The sequence below is a fragment of the Streptomyces sp. NPDC031365 genome (assembly GCF_055569765.1).
This window is the reverse complement of record NZ_JBVIIM010000005.1, coordinates 316765-329743: the sequence shown is the minus strand read 5'-3', so window position 1 is coordinate 329743 and position 12979 is coordinate 316765. Positions and strand designations below refer to the sequence as shown.

The 12979-nt window shown below is 70.6% G+C and carries 14 protein-coding genes and 1 pseudogene; 6 read left to right on the top strand and 9 right to left on the bottom strand.

Annotated features, from left to right (window positions below):
* The first annotated feature begins 48 nt into the window (after positions 1 to 48).
* The 3 genes and pseudogenes from ACZ5C2_RS11610 (at position 49) to ACZ5C2_RS11600 (ending at position 2621) form a co-directional block, all read left to right on the top strand.
* Positions 49 to 972: a M15 family metallopeptidase gene (locus ACZ5C2_RS11610; protein ID WP_246531968.1), complete on the top strand. Its 924-nt coding sequence runs from the start codon at positions 49 to 51 to the stop codon at positions 970 to 972.
* 371 nt (positions 973 to 1343) lie between these two features.
* A pseudogene (locus ACZ5C2_RS11605) lies at positions 1344 to 1992 on the top strand (cation efflux transmembrane domain-containing protein); the annotation flags it as partial.
* A complete protein-coding gene (locus tag ACZ5C2_RS11600; protein ID WP_189909542.1) occupies positions 1989 to 2621 on the top strand; it encodes a methyltransferase family protein in 633 nt (210 codons plus the stop codon). The pseudogene ACZ5C2_RS11605 and the gene ACZ5C2_RS11600, both read left to right, overlap by 4 nt.
* A 64-nt stretch (positions 2622 to 2685) precedes the next feature.
* Here the strand turns inward: ACZ5C2_RS11600 and ACZ5C2_RS11595 are convergent, their stop codons facing one another.
* The 6 genes from ACZ5C2_RS11595 to ACZ5C2_RS11570 form a co-directional block, all read right to left on the bottom strand.
* The gene (locus ACZ5C2_RS11595; RefSeq protein ID WP_189909541.1) at positions 2686 to 3339 is read right to left on the bottom strand and encodes a DUF305 domain-containing protein; all 654 of its coding nucleotides are present in this window, start codon (positions 3337 to 3339) and stop codon (positions 2686 to 2688) included.
* A 29-nt stretch (positions 3340 to 3368) separates the two neighbouring features.
* On the bottom strand, positions 3369 to 4022 hold the full coding sequence (locus tag ACZ5C2_RS11590) for a DUF3105 domain-containing protein (RefSeq protein ID WP_189909540.1): 654 nt from the start codon (positions 4020 to 4022) through the stop codon (positions 3369 to 3371).
* 120 nt (positions 4023 to 4142) lie between these two features.
* Positions 4143 to 4571 carry a hypothetical protein gene (locus ACZ5C2_RS11585; protein ID WP_189909539.1) on the bottom strand — a complete coding sequence of 143 codons (429 nt, stop codon included), beginning with the start codon at positions 4569 to 4571 and terminating at the stop codon, positions 4143 to 4145.
* 57 nt (positions 4572 to 4628) lie between these two features.
* On the bottom strand, positions 4629 to 6569 hold the full coding sequence (locus ACZ5C2_RS11580) for a copper resistance protein CopC (RefSeq protein ID WP_266403037.1): 1941 nt from the start codon (positions 6567 to 6569) through the stop codon (positions 4629 to 4631).
* Entirely contained in the window at positions 6566 to 6724 is a 159-nt protein-coding gene (locus ACZ5C2_RS11575; protein WP_189909538.1) for a hypothetical protein, read from the bottom strand. The genes ACZ5C2_RS11580 and ACZ5C2_RS11575 overlap by 4 nt, the downstream gene beginning before the upstream one ends.
* A 71-nt stretch (positions 6725 to 6795) precedes the next feature.
* Entirely contained in the window at positions 6796 to 7002 is a 207-nt protein-coding gene (locus ACZ5C2_RS11570; protein WP_189909537.1) for a hypothetical protein, read from the bottom strand.
* Between the two features lie 287 nt (positions 7003 to 7289).
* Between ACZ5C2_RS11570 and ACZ5C2_RS11565 the strand changes: the two genes are divergently transcribed.
* The 3 genes from ACZ5C2_RS11565 to ACZ5C2_RS11555 are packed head-to-tail and all read left to right on the top strand — an operon-like array spanning position 7290 to position 10386.
* A complete protein-coding gene (locus ACZ5C2_RS11565) occupies positions 7290 to 8651 on the top strand; it encodes an NAD(P)-binding domain-containing protein (RefSeq protein WP_189909536.1) in 1362 nt (453 codons plus the stop codon).
* Positions 8652 to 8678: 27 nt separating this feature from the next.
* Positions 8679 to 9143: an ArsI/CadI family heavy metal resistance metalloenzyme gene (locus ACZ5C2_RS11560; protein ID WP_189909535.1), complete on the top strand. Its 465-nt coding sequence runs from the start codon at positions 8679 to 8681 to the stop codon at positions 9141 to 9143.
* A 7-nt stretch (positions 9144 to 9150) separates the two neighbouring features.
* A complete protein-coding gene (locus ACZ5C2_RS11555; protein ID WP_189909534.1) occupies positions 9151 to 10386 on the top strand; it encodes an MFS transporter in 1236 nt (411 codons plus the stop codon).
* 110 nt (positions 10387 to 10496) lie between these two features.
* On the opposite strand, the gene ACZ5C2_RS11550 is transcribed toward ACZ5C2_RS11555, so the two are convergent.
* Genes ACZ5C2_RS11550 through ACZ5C2_RS11540 form a run of 3 tightly spaced genes read right to left on the bottom strand, consistent with a single transcriptional unit; the run spans position 10497 to position 12973 of the window.
* Positions 10497 to 11261 (bottom strand): 3-deoxy-manno-octulosonate cytidylyltransferase, encoded by a 765-nt coding sequence (locus ACZ5C2_RS11550; RefSeq protein WP_189909533.1) that lies wholly within the window; start codon positions 11259 to 11261, stop codon positions 10497 to 10499.
* A gap of 34 nt (positions 11262 to 11295) precedes the next feature.
* Positions 11296 to 11847: an NUDIX hydrolase gene (locus tag ACZ5C2_RS11545; protein ID WP_189909532.1), complete on the bottom strand. Its 552-nt coding sequence runs from the start codon at positions 11845 to 11847 to the stop codon at positions 11296 to 11298.
* A 4-nt stretch (positions 11848 to 11851) separates the two neighbouring features.
* A complete protein-coding gene (locus ACZ5C2_RS11540) occupies positions 11852 to 12973 on the bottom strand; it encodes an adenosylhomocysteinase (protein ID WP_189909531.1) in 1122 nt (373 codons plus the stop codon).
* Positions 12974 to 12979: the final 6 nt, after the last annotated feature.

The following is a 12979-nucleotide window of genomic DNA, read 5'->3' as shown; positions in this document are numbered from 1 at the left end:
TCGCGGCCGTGCCGGCACGAGTCCCGGAAGCACTCCAGGAGATTTTGCTTGACCAGCCACGCACCGGAGGCGGCGCGCATGTGCGACGCGGCCCACCTCCACCACCCGCGCAGGGACACGGCACCATTGACCCGCATGGGTGGGCGGCGCAGGAAACTCGCTCTCGGCAGCCTTGCGCTCCTCTCCGCGACGGCGCTTCTTGCCGGCGGCTGCTCGTCCTCGTCGGCGTCGGGTGCCGCCCCGGCAACGCAGGGTGCCGGCAGCTCCGACGGGACCTCGTCGCGGCCCTCCTCGACCCCCAGTCCGACCCCCACCCCTTCGCCCACACCGTCCCTGGACGCCGCCGTCAAAGAGATCACGGACGCCCAGTGGTCCCGCATGGTGGCGGCGGGACTGTGGCGCAAGGGCTGTCCCGACGTCCGCGACCAGCTGCGCCGCGTCGAAATGAACTACGTGGGCTTCGACGGCAAGGTGCACCGCGGCGTCCTCGTCGTCACTGCCGATGTATCGGCCAGCGTCGTCCGCATCTTCACGCGGCTGTTTGAGGAAGGCTTCCCCATTCGCCGTATGGAGCCGGTGGAGGCCTACGACGGAGACCTGGACGCGAGCCTGGCCGCCGACAACACCTCCGCGTTCAACTGCCGCCGCCCCGACCAGATCAACGCCCCGTTCAGGGAGTCTCCGCACGCCAACGGCCGGGCGATCGACATCAACCCGTACGAGAACCCGTGGATCAACCTGAGGACCAAGAAGTGGTCGCCGAGCGCCAAGTACAAGGACCGCACGGAGGGGAAGGGCAAGATCATCGAAGGAGGCCTCGTCTGGCGGATGTTCACGGAGGAGGGCTGGGTCTGGCAGGACATCAAGGTGCCCGACTACATGCACTTCGACACCGGGTACCCGTCCAGGCCCTTCAAGGGGGCGTCTTCTGCCTCGCCGTCCGCTGCCCAGGAGCCAACCACGGTGGGGTGAGCGGGGTGAGACCGATCGACGAGGTGAGGGCGACACGACCGCGCTGTTCGCCTTCGTCCACAGCGTCGGCCGGGGCCTGCCCTTCCTCGTCGTCGCCCTCGGCTTCCGCCGCGCGCTGAAGGCGTTCGGGTTCGCGCGCCGTAACGCGCGGGGCGTGATGCGGTTCGCCGGGCGATGCTCGTCATTGTCGGCGTCCTCCAGGTCGCCGGTATCTGGGTGTACTTCACGGGGCAGCTGCGCTACTGGGTGGCGGCTTCCAGCCGTGGCTGTAGCGCACCTTCCGTGGGTGCAGCGACGCGGAAGCCCAGGCGTGCGTGAGGCGCAGAGTCGGCTTGCAGTCGTAGAGGCCTTGTTTGACGGCAGGCGTTGCGCTGGTCGCCGCCACCATCACCTACAACGTCATCGAGGCGATCGTCGCCATCACGGCCGGCACGCTCGCCTCCTCCACCGCGCTGATCAGCTTCGGACTGGACTCGGTCATCGAGGTCTCCTCCGCCGCGGCTGTGGCCTGGCAGTTCTCCGCGAGAGACCACGCCGTACGCGAGGCGCGGGAGAAGACCGCGCTGCGCATCATCGCACTCTCCTTCTTCGCGCTCGCCGCGTACGTCACCGTCGACTCCGTGTGCGCCCTGACCGGCACCGGCGAGGCCGAACACTCCACACCCGGCATCGTGCTGGCCGCCCTCTCCCTGACGGTCATGCCGTTCCTGTCCGCCGCCCAACGCCGCGCCGGCCGCGAACTCGGCTCCGCCTCCGCCGTCGCCGACTCCAAGCAGACCTGCCGTCGTCCTGGTCGGCCTGCTCGCCAACTCGCTGCTCGGCTGGACCTGGGCCGACCCCATCGCCGCCCTGGTGATTGCCGCCGTCGCGGTCAAGGAGGGCCGCGAGGCATGGCGCGGCGACAATTGCGGCGCGGTGACCGTCGGAGGGATCGCCGCTGAAGCCGAGGAGCAGGACGGCTGCGGCTGCGGCCCGGGCTGCTCGTGCTGCACTCCGGCGAAGGAGGCGAACACCCGGTGACCGGCTGGGCCTGGGCAACCCTGGCGCTCTACGGAATCTGGCTGATCTCCGCCTTCGGCGTCCGCACGCTCAGCCAGTACCGCCGTACCGGCGACTCCGGCTTTCGTGGCCTCTCGGGCACACAGGGCTCGGCCTCGTGGTGGGCCGGAGTGCTGTTCGTCGTCGCCCTGCTCGGCGCCGCCACCGCGCCGATTGCGACGCTGGCGGGTCTGCCGCTGCTCGTCGACGATGTCCCCGTGGTGCACGGAGCCGGCGTGGTGGTCGCGGCGCTCGGCGTCTACTCCACCCTGGTCGCCCAGGGGGCCATGGGGGCGTCCTGGCGCGTGGGTGTGGACCAGGACGAGCGCACTGACCTCGTCAGCGGCGGCCCGTTCGCCCTCGTCCGCAACCCGATCTTCACCGCCATGGCTGTCACCGGCCTCGGGCTCGCCTTGATGGTGCCGAACGTCATTGCCCTGGCCTCCCTCGCCGCGCTGGTCATCGCCGTGGAACTGCAGGTACGCGTGGCCGAGGAGCCGTACCTCAGGCGGGCGCACGGTTCGGCCTACCTTGAGTACGCCGCCACGGCGGGCCGCTTCGTTCCCGGCGTAGGGCGGCTACGGACCGGGGCCACGACGACCGACTCGTAGTCACAGCTCTTACGTCTCACCTCAGGGCCAGGGAGCCGGCCCTCGACCCTGGGGATGGACCTCGTCAGCGGGGTGCCGAGCCGCGCTCCTTGAGCATGTCGGCCATGAGCTTCATCTCGGACTGCTGGGCCTGCACCATGCCCTGGGCCAGTTGGCGTTCCTGGGGGACCTTGCACTGCTCGGCGCAGGCGCGGGCCATGGTGACGCCGCCCATGTGGTGGTCGGTCAGCAGCTGGAGGTAGAGGATCTCGGCTTGTTTGTCGCTCGTCTTGCGGAGTTGGTCGAGTTCGGTGTTGGTGGCCATGCCGGGCATGAGGGAGCCGTTCTTCGGCTGGTGGCCCATGTGGGCGTCGCCCTTCATCCAACTCATGTAGTCGGGGGACGTCTTCGGCAGGCTCCACAGGTCGAGCCAGCCGAGCAGCATGCCGCGCTGGTTGGCCTGGGTCTGCGCGATGTCGTACGCGAGGCGGCGTACGTCCTCGTTGTCGGTACGGTCGCGGATGATGAAGGACATCTCGACGGCCTGCTGATGGTGGACGGCCATGTCGCGTGCGAAGCCCGCGTCGGCGGAGGCGGCGGTGGGCACGTCGGACGTGTCCTCGTCGCCCAGAGCGGCCACGAACCAGAGGATCAGGCCGAGGGCGACCAGAGCCGCCACGGCGACGGCCCACGGACCGCGGGACGGCTTGCGGGTGGGCACGTCCTCGGAATCCGTCATGTCCGGTGCCGTCACAGTCGTATCGCTCATCAGGCGGTCAGCCCCCCGGCGCAGGTGGCGCCCTTCTCGGGGGTTTGCGAGCCCTGGACGTACTTGGTGAGGAACTGCTCGACCCTGGGGTCGGACGCCTTGTTCACGCTGAGCTGCTTGCCCCAGGCCGACAGCGTGATCGTCCCGGACTGGGTCTTGTCCGGGCTCATCAGGGTGTAGGGCGTCTTGGAGACCTTGTCGCTGAGCGTCTTGATGTCGGCGTCGGTGGCCTTGTCGTTGTAGGTCACCCAGACCGCGCCGTGCTCCAGGGAGTGCACGGCGTTCTCGTTGGGGACGGCCTTGGTGTAGACGGTGCCCTCGCAGGTCATCCACGCCTGGTTGTGGTCGCCGCCGACGGGCGGGTTCATCGGGTAGTCGACGGTGCCCTTGACATGGTTCTGCGTGAGCTTCTTAGCGTCCCAGCTCTTCTCGCCGCTGACGGGCTTCTTCGCGGCGGCGGCCTGTTGCTCGTCCTTCTCGTTGGCGCTGTTGATGTAGTACGCCCCCCAGCCGATCAGTCCGGCGACGATGACCATGCTGAGTGTGATGGTGATGATCCGGTTGCGGCGCTCGCGGGCCCGCTCGGCGCGGCGCGCCTCCTCTATCTTGGCCCGCCGTGCCTCGGATGCGGCCTTCTTGCTGGTCTTGCTCATGGCTGTGTGTTCCTCGTCTCCGCCGCGCGGTGTCGTCGGGCGGCGGTGGGTGCAGGTGTGGGGTGGATGGGCGGAAGTCGGCTGCCTGTGCATGTGGGCCCACGGCGGCGTTGCTTCCGTCTAGGTCCGTTGCACCTGCAGGACGTGGAGGTCGGGAGCGAGGCAGGCCGACGCGGGCCCGGTGGAGAGCGCGGGGGTGTCCGGCTGCCGGGGGAGGTCCGGCATGCGGGGCAGTACCGCCGGGAGTGGCTGGGAGGGAGTGGCGAGCACGGCTCGTACGCCGTCGGCCGGGCGGCAGCACACGTCGCCGGGAAGGCAGTCGGAGGGGTGCGCGGCTGTCGTCGCGTGGTGTTCGGCCGGGGTGTCCGTCGGGGCCGCGGTGGCGGACATGGTGGTCATGGAGGCGGTGGCCGGGGTGCTCTGGCCGTGGGCCACGGCTCCCAGGCAGATCACCAGTGCGGCGAGCAGCACGGCCAGGGCAGGGCAGAGTGCCGCGATCCGCGTGGTCCACCACGTTCCGCGGGCCGTGTGCTGTCTCAGGCTCCCCATCACAGTCGATATTAGGCGAGTCCTGTGGGCGGACTGTCGCCTTCGCCCGGACGCTCACTAGCCATGGCCGTCCCCCTCTGGCTCCGGGTAGACGAGGGTGCGGGTGACGAGGTGGTTGGGTGCGGTCAGAGTCTCGTGGACGATCCGGCCGGTCTCGTCGAGGGTGAGGTCGAGCTGCGTGTGCTCGGCCGGGTAAGCGAGGGCCAGGCGACGGTGGCCGTTCTCGTCCGGCAGCCGGGTGATCACCGGGGCGGTGCCGCTGCCGTACGGCTCGGAGGCGAGGAACTCCGTGCCGGTGATCGGAAGCTGCCTGAGGTTGCCGAGGCCGCGCGCGGTGTTGCTGGTGACCAGCTCGTGGAGGGTGAAGCGCGGGGTCTTCTTCATGGCGGCGACGGTCTCGCGCAGCAGGGCCGTGTCCGGGCGGGGCGGCCACGTGATCGCGAGGCCCGCGCGCCCGCCGGCCCATTCCTCGCCCGCGGACGCGGTGAGGGTGAGGCGGCTGGTGCCCCTGCGCCAGGTGACCGGGGTGTAGAAGCAGCCGGTTCCGCAGCCGCGGAGCTTCAGGGCCCGGCGGGTGCCGTGCGGGTCGGCGAGGGTGGCCTTCAGGCCGTACGACTGCTTCTCGTTGCCGCCGATCTGGGGCGCGGTGAGATCGATCACGAGCCGGCCGGTCGCGGCGCGGGCGCTGATGCCGATCTCCCCGGCGCGGGTGCCGGCGGGCACGACCGGGCCGTCGAGCGGCGGGGCGAAGGGGAGGGACCGGTTGGCGTCGGCGGGGACGGACAGCACGGTGAGCGTGGCGGAGAGGGCCAGGACGATGGCGAGCGCGCCGGTCTCGGCGCGGGCCGGGCGCTGCGGCGATGGCGTGTCGGCGCGGTGCAGGCGTCGGCGGGCGCCGAGGGCGAGACCCGCGACCACGGTGACCAGGGCGATCTTGGCGAGCAGCACCTGCCCGTATGTGGTGGTGGCAAGGTCGCCGAGCGGGACGAGGAGCAGCGCGGAGATCAGCCCGGTGACGACGACGGCGGCGAACAGCCAGGCGGCGAGGCGGGCGTAGGAGAGCAGCAGGGCACGGACGGGGGAGCGTTCGCCGCGCCATGCGGCCAGGGTGTGCAGCACGTGCAGCAGCGTTCCGGCCCACAGCGCAGCGGCCGTGAGATGTACGAACGTGAGCAACGGCCCCGCGATGGTCTGCTCGGCCTGCGGGTGGGCACGCAGAGCCTCGGCGACCAGGACTGCGGTGAGCGAGACAACCGCCCAGGTGCGGCGGCGTACCAGCACCGCCACGGCGGCGAGAGCGAAGCCCGCGACCTCGACCAGGGACAGGACGCCGGGCCGGGTGCCGGTCAGGGAGAAGAACGAGCCGTCCCCGAGTTGCAGGGCGGCCAGCACGAGTGTGGCGGCGGTGCCGATAAGCGAGGCGGGCAGGGCCCAGGAACGTGGGCGCCGGGTAGGGGTGTCGGGGACGCGGGCGGTGAGGCGTCGGCCGGCCTCCTCGCCGAGCATGACGGCGAGGGCCGCGAACAGCAGCCAGCGCAGGATCGTGGTGGGGGTGGCGTCCTTGGCGGCGGTGGTCTGGCCGGAGGCGAGGGCGATGGTGCGGGGGCCGACGGCGAAGCGGTAACGGCCGGTCATGACGTCTCCGTCGCGGGCGGTGACCTGCCAGTCGATGGTGCGCACGCCCTCGGCGAGGGTGGAGCGGACGGGGACGGTGACCGCTTGGTTGCCCTGGCTGAGCGTGGCGGTGCCCAGGCGGGCCGAGGGCTCGACGCGTACGGAGGTTCCGCTCAGGCTGACCGGCTGGTCGAAGACCAGGACGAGCGACTTCGGCGAGTCGGCCACCGTCGCGTCCGCGGCGGGGCTGGTGAACAGCAGGGTGGCGTGCGCGGACGCGGGCGCGGCGGCGCCAAACAGCAGGACCAGGACGAGCGAGACGAGCGGGACGAACGAGCCGATCGTGACGACGGAGCGCCGGACCGTTGGTGCGGAAGAGGTCACTTGTCGAGGATCTCCGGTCCCTTGGAGGGGGCGGCAGGCGGGGTGGCCTGTTCGCGCAGTTGCCGGACTTCCTCGCGGGCGCGCCGCAGCTCTTCCTGGAGCTCGGGATCGTCCGCGCCGGCCTGAGCGGAGTGGCAGGAGCGGTTCTTGGCCATGGGGCGTATACAGCACCACCAGGTGAGAGCTGCGGCGAGTGCGGTCGCCGCCAGCGGGAGCCAGACCCCCGTCATGCCGGGCGGTCCTGCGGGGTGGTGTCCCGGGACGCCTGCTCGCTGCGCAGGGCGTCGATCTCCTTGCGCAGGCGGGTCAGCTCTTGGCGGTCCCCGGTGGGGTCGGCCTGGGAGCCGCGCTTGGGGCGCATCATGAACCACATCATCAAGCCCATACCGACTGGGCAGGCGAGCGCGGGGAGGATGTAGAGCAGGTTTGCCATGGCGGGATTCCTTGTCCGATCAGGTCTGGGGGAGGCGGTTGAGCTCACGTCGTAACGGGCGGGCGGCAACGCACCCGTCCGCGATGAGCCGGTCTTCGTGGAGGAGGTGGGGTGCGAACAACAGCCGATGGGCGGCGGAAGCAGGTGGCCAAATATGTGGGCACATCACGGACACGCAGCAGGACGCGAGCAGCGCGCCACGACGTTTCCGAGGTACGACGCCAGCAGCGTCGTACCGAACAGAAGCTCTCCCATGCGGACGGCGCTTTCCGTAGTTACGTAACAGCGTGCCCACCACCGACCAGCTGCCCGTCGTGGTCGTCGGAGCCGGCCCGATCGGCCTGGCCGCCGCCGCCCGCCTCATCGAGCGCGGCCTCGAACCGCTCGTCCTGGAGGCCGGGCCGTCCGCCGGCACCGCCGTACGGGCCTGGTCGCACGTGCGGCTGTTCTCCCCCTGGGCCGAGGTCACCGACCCGGCTGCGGAGAAGCTCCTCGCCCCCACCGGTTGGGTCCGCCCCGACGGGACCGCCTACCCCACCGGCGGCGACTGGGCCGGGCACTACCTGCAGCCGCTCGCCGACGTCCTCGGCGACAAGGTCCGCTACGGCGCCACGGTCACCGGCGTCGCCCGCGCGGGCCGGGACCGCATCGTCGACTCCGGCCGCGACGAGCAGCCCTTCACCATCCACATCCAGCTTGCCGACGGCCGCGAGGAGCTTCTTGCCGCCCGCGCCATCATCGACGCCTCCGGCACCTGGTCCACCCCCAGCCCGATGGGCGCCGACGGCCTGCCCGCCCTCGGCGAGAAGGCAGCCACCGACCACATCTCCTACCAAGTCCCCGACCTGGGCGACCCGGCCGTACGTGCCCGCTACGCGAGCAAGCGCACCGCCGTGATCGGCTCCGGCGCCTCCGCCTTCACCGCCCTCGCCTACCTCGCCGACCTGGCCAAGGAGGAGGACGGGACGCATGCCGCGTGGATCCTGCGCCGCGGCATCGGTGCGAGCACCTACGGCGGCGGCGAGGCGGACGAACTACCTGCGCGCGGCGCACTGGGCCTGCGCGCCAAGGCGGCCGTCGAGGCCGGCCACGCGAGCGCGGTCACCGGCTTCCGTACACAGGCCGTGGAACGCAACGGCGACCAGCTCGTCCTCGTCGCCGAGGATCGCCGCCGCCTCGACCCGGTCGACGAGGTCATCGTCCTGACTGGCTTCCGCCCCGACCTGTCCTTCCTCTCCGAGCTGCGCCTCGGCCTCGACGAGCGCCTCCAGGCCCCCACCGCGCTCGCCCCGCTGATCGACCCGAACGTCCACTCCTGCGGCACGGTCTACCCGCACGGCGTCAACGAACTTGCCCACCCGGAGAAGGACGTCTACCTGGTCGGCATGAAGTCCTACGGCCGCGCGCCCACGTTCCTCGCGATGACCGGCTACGAGCAGGTCCGCTCCATCACTGCCGCGCTCGCTGGCGACCAGGAGGCCGCCGAACGCGTTGAACTCACCCTGCCGGAGACCGGCGTGTGCGGAGGCGCGGGCCTGTTCGACGATCCCGACGCCGCCCAGAGCAGCGAGGGCGGCGGCTGCTGCGCCGCCCCAGCCACCCTGCAGATCGGCATCGGCACCCCCGCAACCGCGTCCGGCGGCTGCTGAACTCCCCACCTTCCCAGGAGGTTCGCCATGTCCCGCGTACAGCTCGCCCTGCGCGTTCCCGACCTCAATGCGTCCGTCGCCTTCTACAGCAAGCTGTTCGGCACCGAGCCCGCCAAACTCCGCGACGGCTATGCCAACTTTGCCATCGCCGAGCCGCCGCTCAAGCTCGTCCTCCTCGAAGGCACCGCGGGCGAGGCGACCCGCATGGACCACCTCGGCGTCGAGGTCGAGACGACCGAGGCGGTGCACGCCGCCACCGCCCGCCTGGGCGAGGTCGGCCTGATCACCGACGTGGAGAACGACACCACCTGCTGTTACGCCCTGCAGGACAAGGTCTGGGTGCACGGCCCCGGCGAAGAACCCTGGGAGGTGTACGTCGTCAAGGCCGATGCCGACTCCCTGGCCAAGCAGCAGGGCAGCACCTGCTGCTCGGGCGGGGCTTCGGCCGACACCGGCTCGAAGGAACCGGTAGCCGCGGGCGGCTGCTGCTGATCCGTCGATGACCGACCTCCAAGCCAGCGAGGCCGTGACCGGCACGGGGGACCGGTCACGGCCTCGCGCCGCGCTGCCCGCCCTGTGCGTCACCCAGATCACCAGCTGGGGAATCGTCTACTACGCGTTCCCCGTTCTGAACCCCGAGATCACGCAGGCGACAAACTGGTCGGCAGGAGCGACCACCGCTGCGTTCTCGCTCGGCCTGGTCATCTCCGCGCTCGCCGGTATCCGGGTCGGGAGGATCCTCGACCGGCGCGGCCCGCGCGCCGTCATGACAGCAGGATCAGCCCTCGGCGCCGCCAGCCTGCTCGTGGTGGCTACGGCCCCCAACCTGCCCATGTTCTTCGCCGGTTGGGCGCTGGCCGGAGTCGCGATGGCCGCCACGTTCTACCAGCCCGCGTTCGCCGCCCTCACCCGCTGGTGGGCCCCGGACCACGTCCGGGCCCTGACGATCGTCACCCTCGCCGGCGGCCTGGCCTCTACCGTCTTCGCGCCGCTGACGGCCCTGCTCGCCGACCACTTGTCCTGGCGGCACACCTATCTCGTGCTGGCCGGGATCCTCACCACCGTCACCCTCCCCGCCCATGCCCTCGCGCTGCGAGCACCATGGCCCAACGCCCCACGCAGCCCTGCGCACGCCGCCGGCGCGGCCCCGGTGGCGCGCAGTCGGCCGTTCCTGCTGCTCGCGGCCGTCTTCGCCCTGTCGGCCTTCGCGATGTACGCCGTCGTCGTCGCCCTCGTACCGCTCCTCCTGGAACGCGGGTACACCACGAGCCAGGCAGCATGGGCGCTCGGACTCGGTGGCGCCGGACAAACCCTCGGCCGCACCCTGTACGCCACTCTCGCCCGACGCACCGCCGTGGCCACGCGCACGACGACCCTGATCGCCGCCGGCGGCATCACCACCGTCGCCTTTGCCGCCGTACCTGGGCCATACGCCCTGCTCATTGTCGTGTCGCTCGCGGCCGGCATGGTCCGCGGCAACCTCACCCTGCTCCAAGCCACCGCCATCACCGACCGCTGGGGCGCAACCCACTACGGGCGACTCTCCGGCCTGCTCGCCGCGCCAGCAACCACCGCCGCAGCCCTGGCTCCTTTCGCCGGGGCCATGCTCGCCGCGCCACTCGGCGGATACAGCCACCTCTTCGCGCTCCTCGCCGTCATCTCCATGGCCACCGCAGTCACCGCACCCTGGACCGTTCCTGCTGACGACACCCCGTCCGGAGCGTCACTCCGCTGACAGACCCGCGCATCGAAACTGTCCTGCGTGCGCGGCCGTCAGTTCCTGCGGCGGAAGGAAGTCGTTCTCACCTCAAGGGCCGACAGGCCGGCCGTCGTGGCAGCGGTCAATCATGCGTACTGGGCGAGGAGGCTCTCGGCTCGCGCTAGATCCTCAGGGGTGTCCACCGCTACGCCGTCCTCCTCGACAGTGATCATCTGCACGGCGTAGCCGTGTTCGACGAAGCGCAGCATCTCCACTCCTTCGGCGCGCTCCAAGGGCCCTTGCTGGAGCTGTCGGAAGCGGTGGAGAGCTGGGCCGGTGAAGCCATAGAGGCCCAGTTGGCGGAGGTACTTCGGTCGTTCGCCCTTCGGATAGGGGATGGGCTGGCGCGAGAACATCAGGGCCTCCCCATGGGCCGAGACAACGACCTTGACGACGTTGTGGTCCAGGACGGCGCCGACGTCGGCCAGTTCGGTGTACGCGTTCACGGCGAGCGCGCCCGGCGGCAGGTACTCCAGGGCCTCGGAGATGGCGTCGATGCCGGTCGGCGAGATGAACGGCTCGTCGCCCTGGACGTTGATGTACGCCTCGGCCGGCAGGCGCTCGGCGACCTCCGCGACGCGATCGGTGCCGGTGAGGTGCTCTCCGGTGCGGATGCACTCGATGCCCAGCTGGCGGCACGCCGCTTCGATGCGTTCGTCGTCGGTCGCCACGACGGCTCCGTCGAGACGTTTGGCCTCCAGGCACCGCTGGTGGACGTGCCAGAGCAGCGGCTTGTCGCCGAGGCGAGCCAACGGTTTACCGGGAAAGCGCGAAGCGCCCCAACGGCAGGGTATGACGGCGACGTGCCGGCGCCGTGTGGCGTCGGGAGCTAGAGCTGTGGTGGCGGCCACGGCGTCCTCCTGGTGGTCGAGTACGGGCGGGCCTTCAGGGCAGCAGAGCAAGCTTGGAGCGGACGGTGGGCGACGCGGCGCTCGTGAACGGCCGCCATTCGTAGCCGTCGACCTCCTCTTCCTGGAGGGTCACCGCGTGCCCTGCGCCGAGAAGGAAGGCCCAGCGGAAGTCCACGTGGTGGTGGGCCGGCTCGTCCTTCGAGGGGTTCGCGTCGATGGTGTGCACGTCGATGTCGAGGGGAACGTCCTCGAAGCCGGAGAGAGGAACGACGGCGCTGGGCGGGATGCCTGCCTCCTCGTGCAGTTCGCGCAGGGCGGCGTCGCGCAGGTGCCGGTCATCCGGTTCGTTGTGGCCGCCGGGCGCCAGCAGTTTCCCGGACGCCTTGTGCACGATGTGCAGCACATGCTGGCGGCCGTTGATGACGATGGCGCTGCATGTGACGTGGGCGGGGAACGTCTTGCGGTTCGTGGGGTCGTCAGCGGCGGCGAGCGCGGTGAACAGCAGGGTGAGGGATTCGCGTTCGCTCGGGTGGCGGGTGAGGTACGCCTCGGTGACGGAGCGGACGTGGTCGACTGAGGGAGGCACTGGGTCACCTTTCGAAGTGGTGGAGCCAGGTTGTGGCGATGGAGCCGCGGTCGGCCGCCGGCATCTCGTGCAGTCCGGGCTGGAAGCGGGCGTGGCTGAGCGCGGCGGTGGCGGCGAGTATCTCGGCCTGGACGAGGTGGATGTACGCGCCGACAGCGGCGCCGTGCACGAAGTTGACGGCACCGCCGTCAGCGAGGACGTAGAAGTAGTGGCCGGTGACTTCGTATCGCGTCAACTGGGCGCTGACAGGGCTGCGCTGGTAGAGGTCGTGGAGGCTTCCGAGTTCGAGTTCGTCCTCGGAGGAGGTCACCGATCCCAGGTACGCGCCGTTGCGCAAGGCGGCGAAGTCTCCCTGCCGCAGGGCGAGATTGCCGGTGGCGCACAGGACGAGCTCCGCATCGCGTACGGCCTCGGCGGTGGACGCGCTGGTGCGGAAGCCGAGGGAGTGCGCCTGGACTCGCTTGATCGGATCGTTGTCGTACACGGTGACGCGCAGGTCTTGGGCGCGCAGGGTCTGGGCGATGGCGCGGCCGATCTTGCCGAAGCCGATGACGCAGGCGTTGCGGCTGGTCAGGATGTCCCCGCGGGCGCGGACGAGGGCGTCGGTGGAGAACACGATCGACCGGCCGACGAGGTGGTCTTCGCAGTCCTTGAGTGGGGAGCGGGCCACGGAGACGATCGGGCACGGTAGGGAGTGGAGCGCCGCGTACCGCTGGTGTCCGTTCTCGGTGTCCTCGACGACGCCGAGGACACGGCCGGAGAATTTGCTCACGAGGGTGTCGAGGCTCGCCGCGAAGTAGCCGCCGATGTCCACCAGGACGACGTCCCTGCCGCCCGCTGTGTCCTCCAGGTAGTCCAGAGCCTGGGTGTTGTCGGTGAACCGTTCTCGGGTCAGGTCGTGGACGGGGAAGGTGCGGCGGACGGCGTCGAGGGTCGGCTGGTGGATCGATCGAGGTTTCGGCAGCACGGCGCCGACCGTGGACACCGCGGTCATGGCCCGCAGGAACGCCGGCCGTTCGGGGAGCAGATGCGTGATGACGAGCGTCGTGATCGCGTCGTCGGCAGGGAACTGCGTCGTGATCTGCCGGAAGAAGGCGTCCAGCCGCACTCGCTCGGGACTCTCCACTGCGTT

Excerpts from the sequence above, each read along its gene's own strand:
- ACZ5C2_RS11595 (WP_189909541.1), bottom strand. The coding sequence starts at position 3,339 with ATGACGGATTCCGAGGACGTGCCCACCCGCAAGCCGTCCCGCGGTCCG.
- ACZ5C2_RS11590 (WP_189909540.1), bottom strand. The coding sequence starts at position 4,022 with ATGAGCAAGACCAGCAAGAAGGCCGCATCCGAGGCACGGCGGGCCAAG.
- ACZ5C2_RS11585 (WP_189909539.1), bottom strand. The coding sequence starts at position 4,571 with ATGGGGAGCCTGAGACAGCACACGGCCCGCGGAACGTGGTGGACCACG.
- ACZ5C2_RS11575 (WP_189909538.1), bottom strand. The coding sequence starts at position 6,724 with ATGGCCAAGAACCGCTCCTGCCACTCCGCTCAGGCCGGCGCGGACGAT.
- ACZ5C2_RS11570 (WP_189909537.1), bottom strand. The coding sequence starts at position 7,002 with ATGGCAAACCTGCTCTACATCCTCCCCGCGCTCGCCTGCCCAGTCGGT.
- ACZ5C2_RS11560 (WP_189909535.1), top strand. The coding sequence starts at position 8,679 with ATGTCCCGCGTACAGCTCGCCCTGCGCGTTCCCGACCTCAATGCGTCC.
- ACZ5C2_RS11555 (WP_189909534.1), top strand. The coding sequence starts at position 9,151 with ATGACCGACCTCCAAGCCAGCGAGGCCGTGACCGGCACGGGGGACCGG.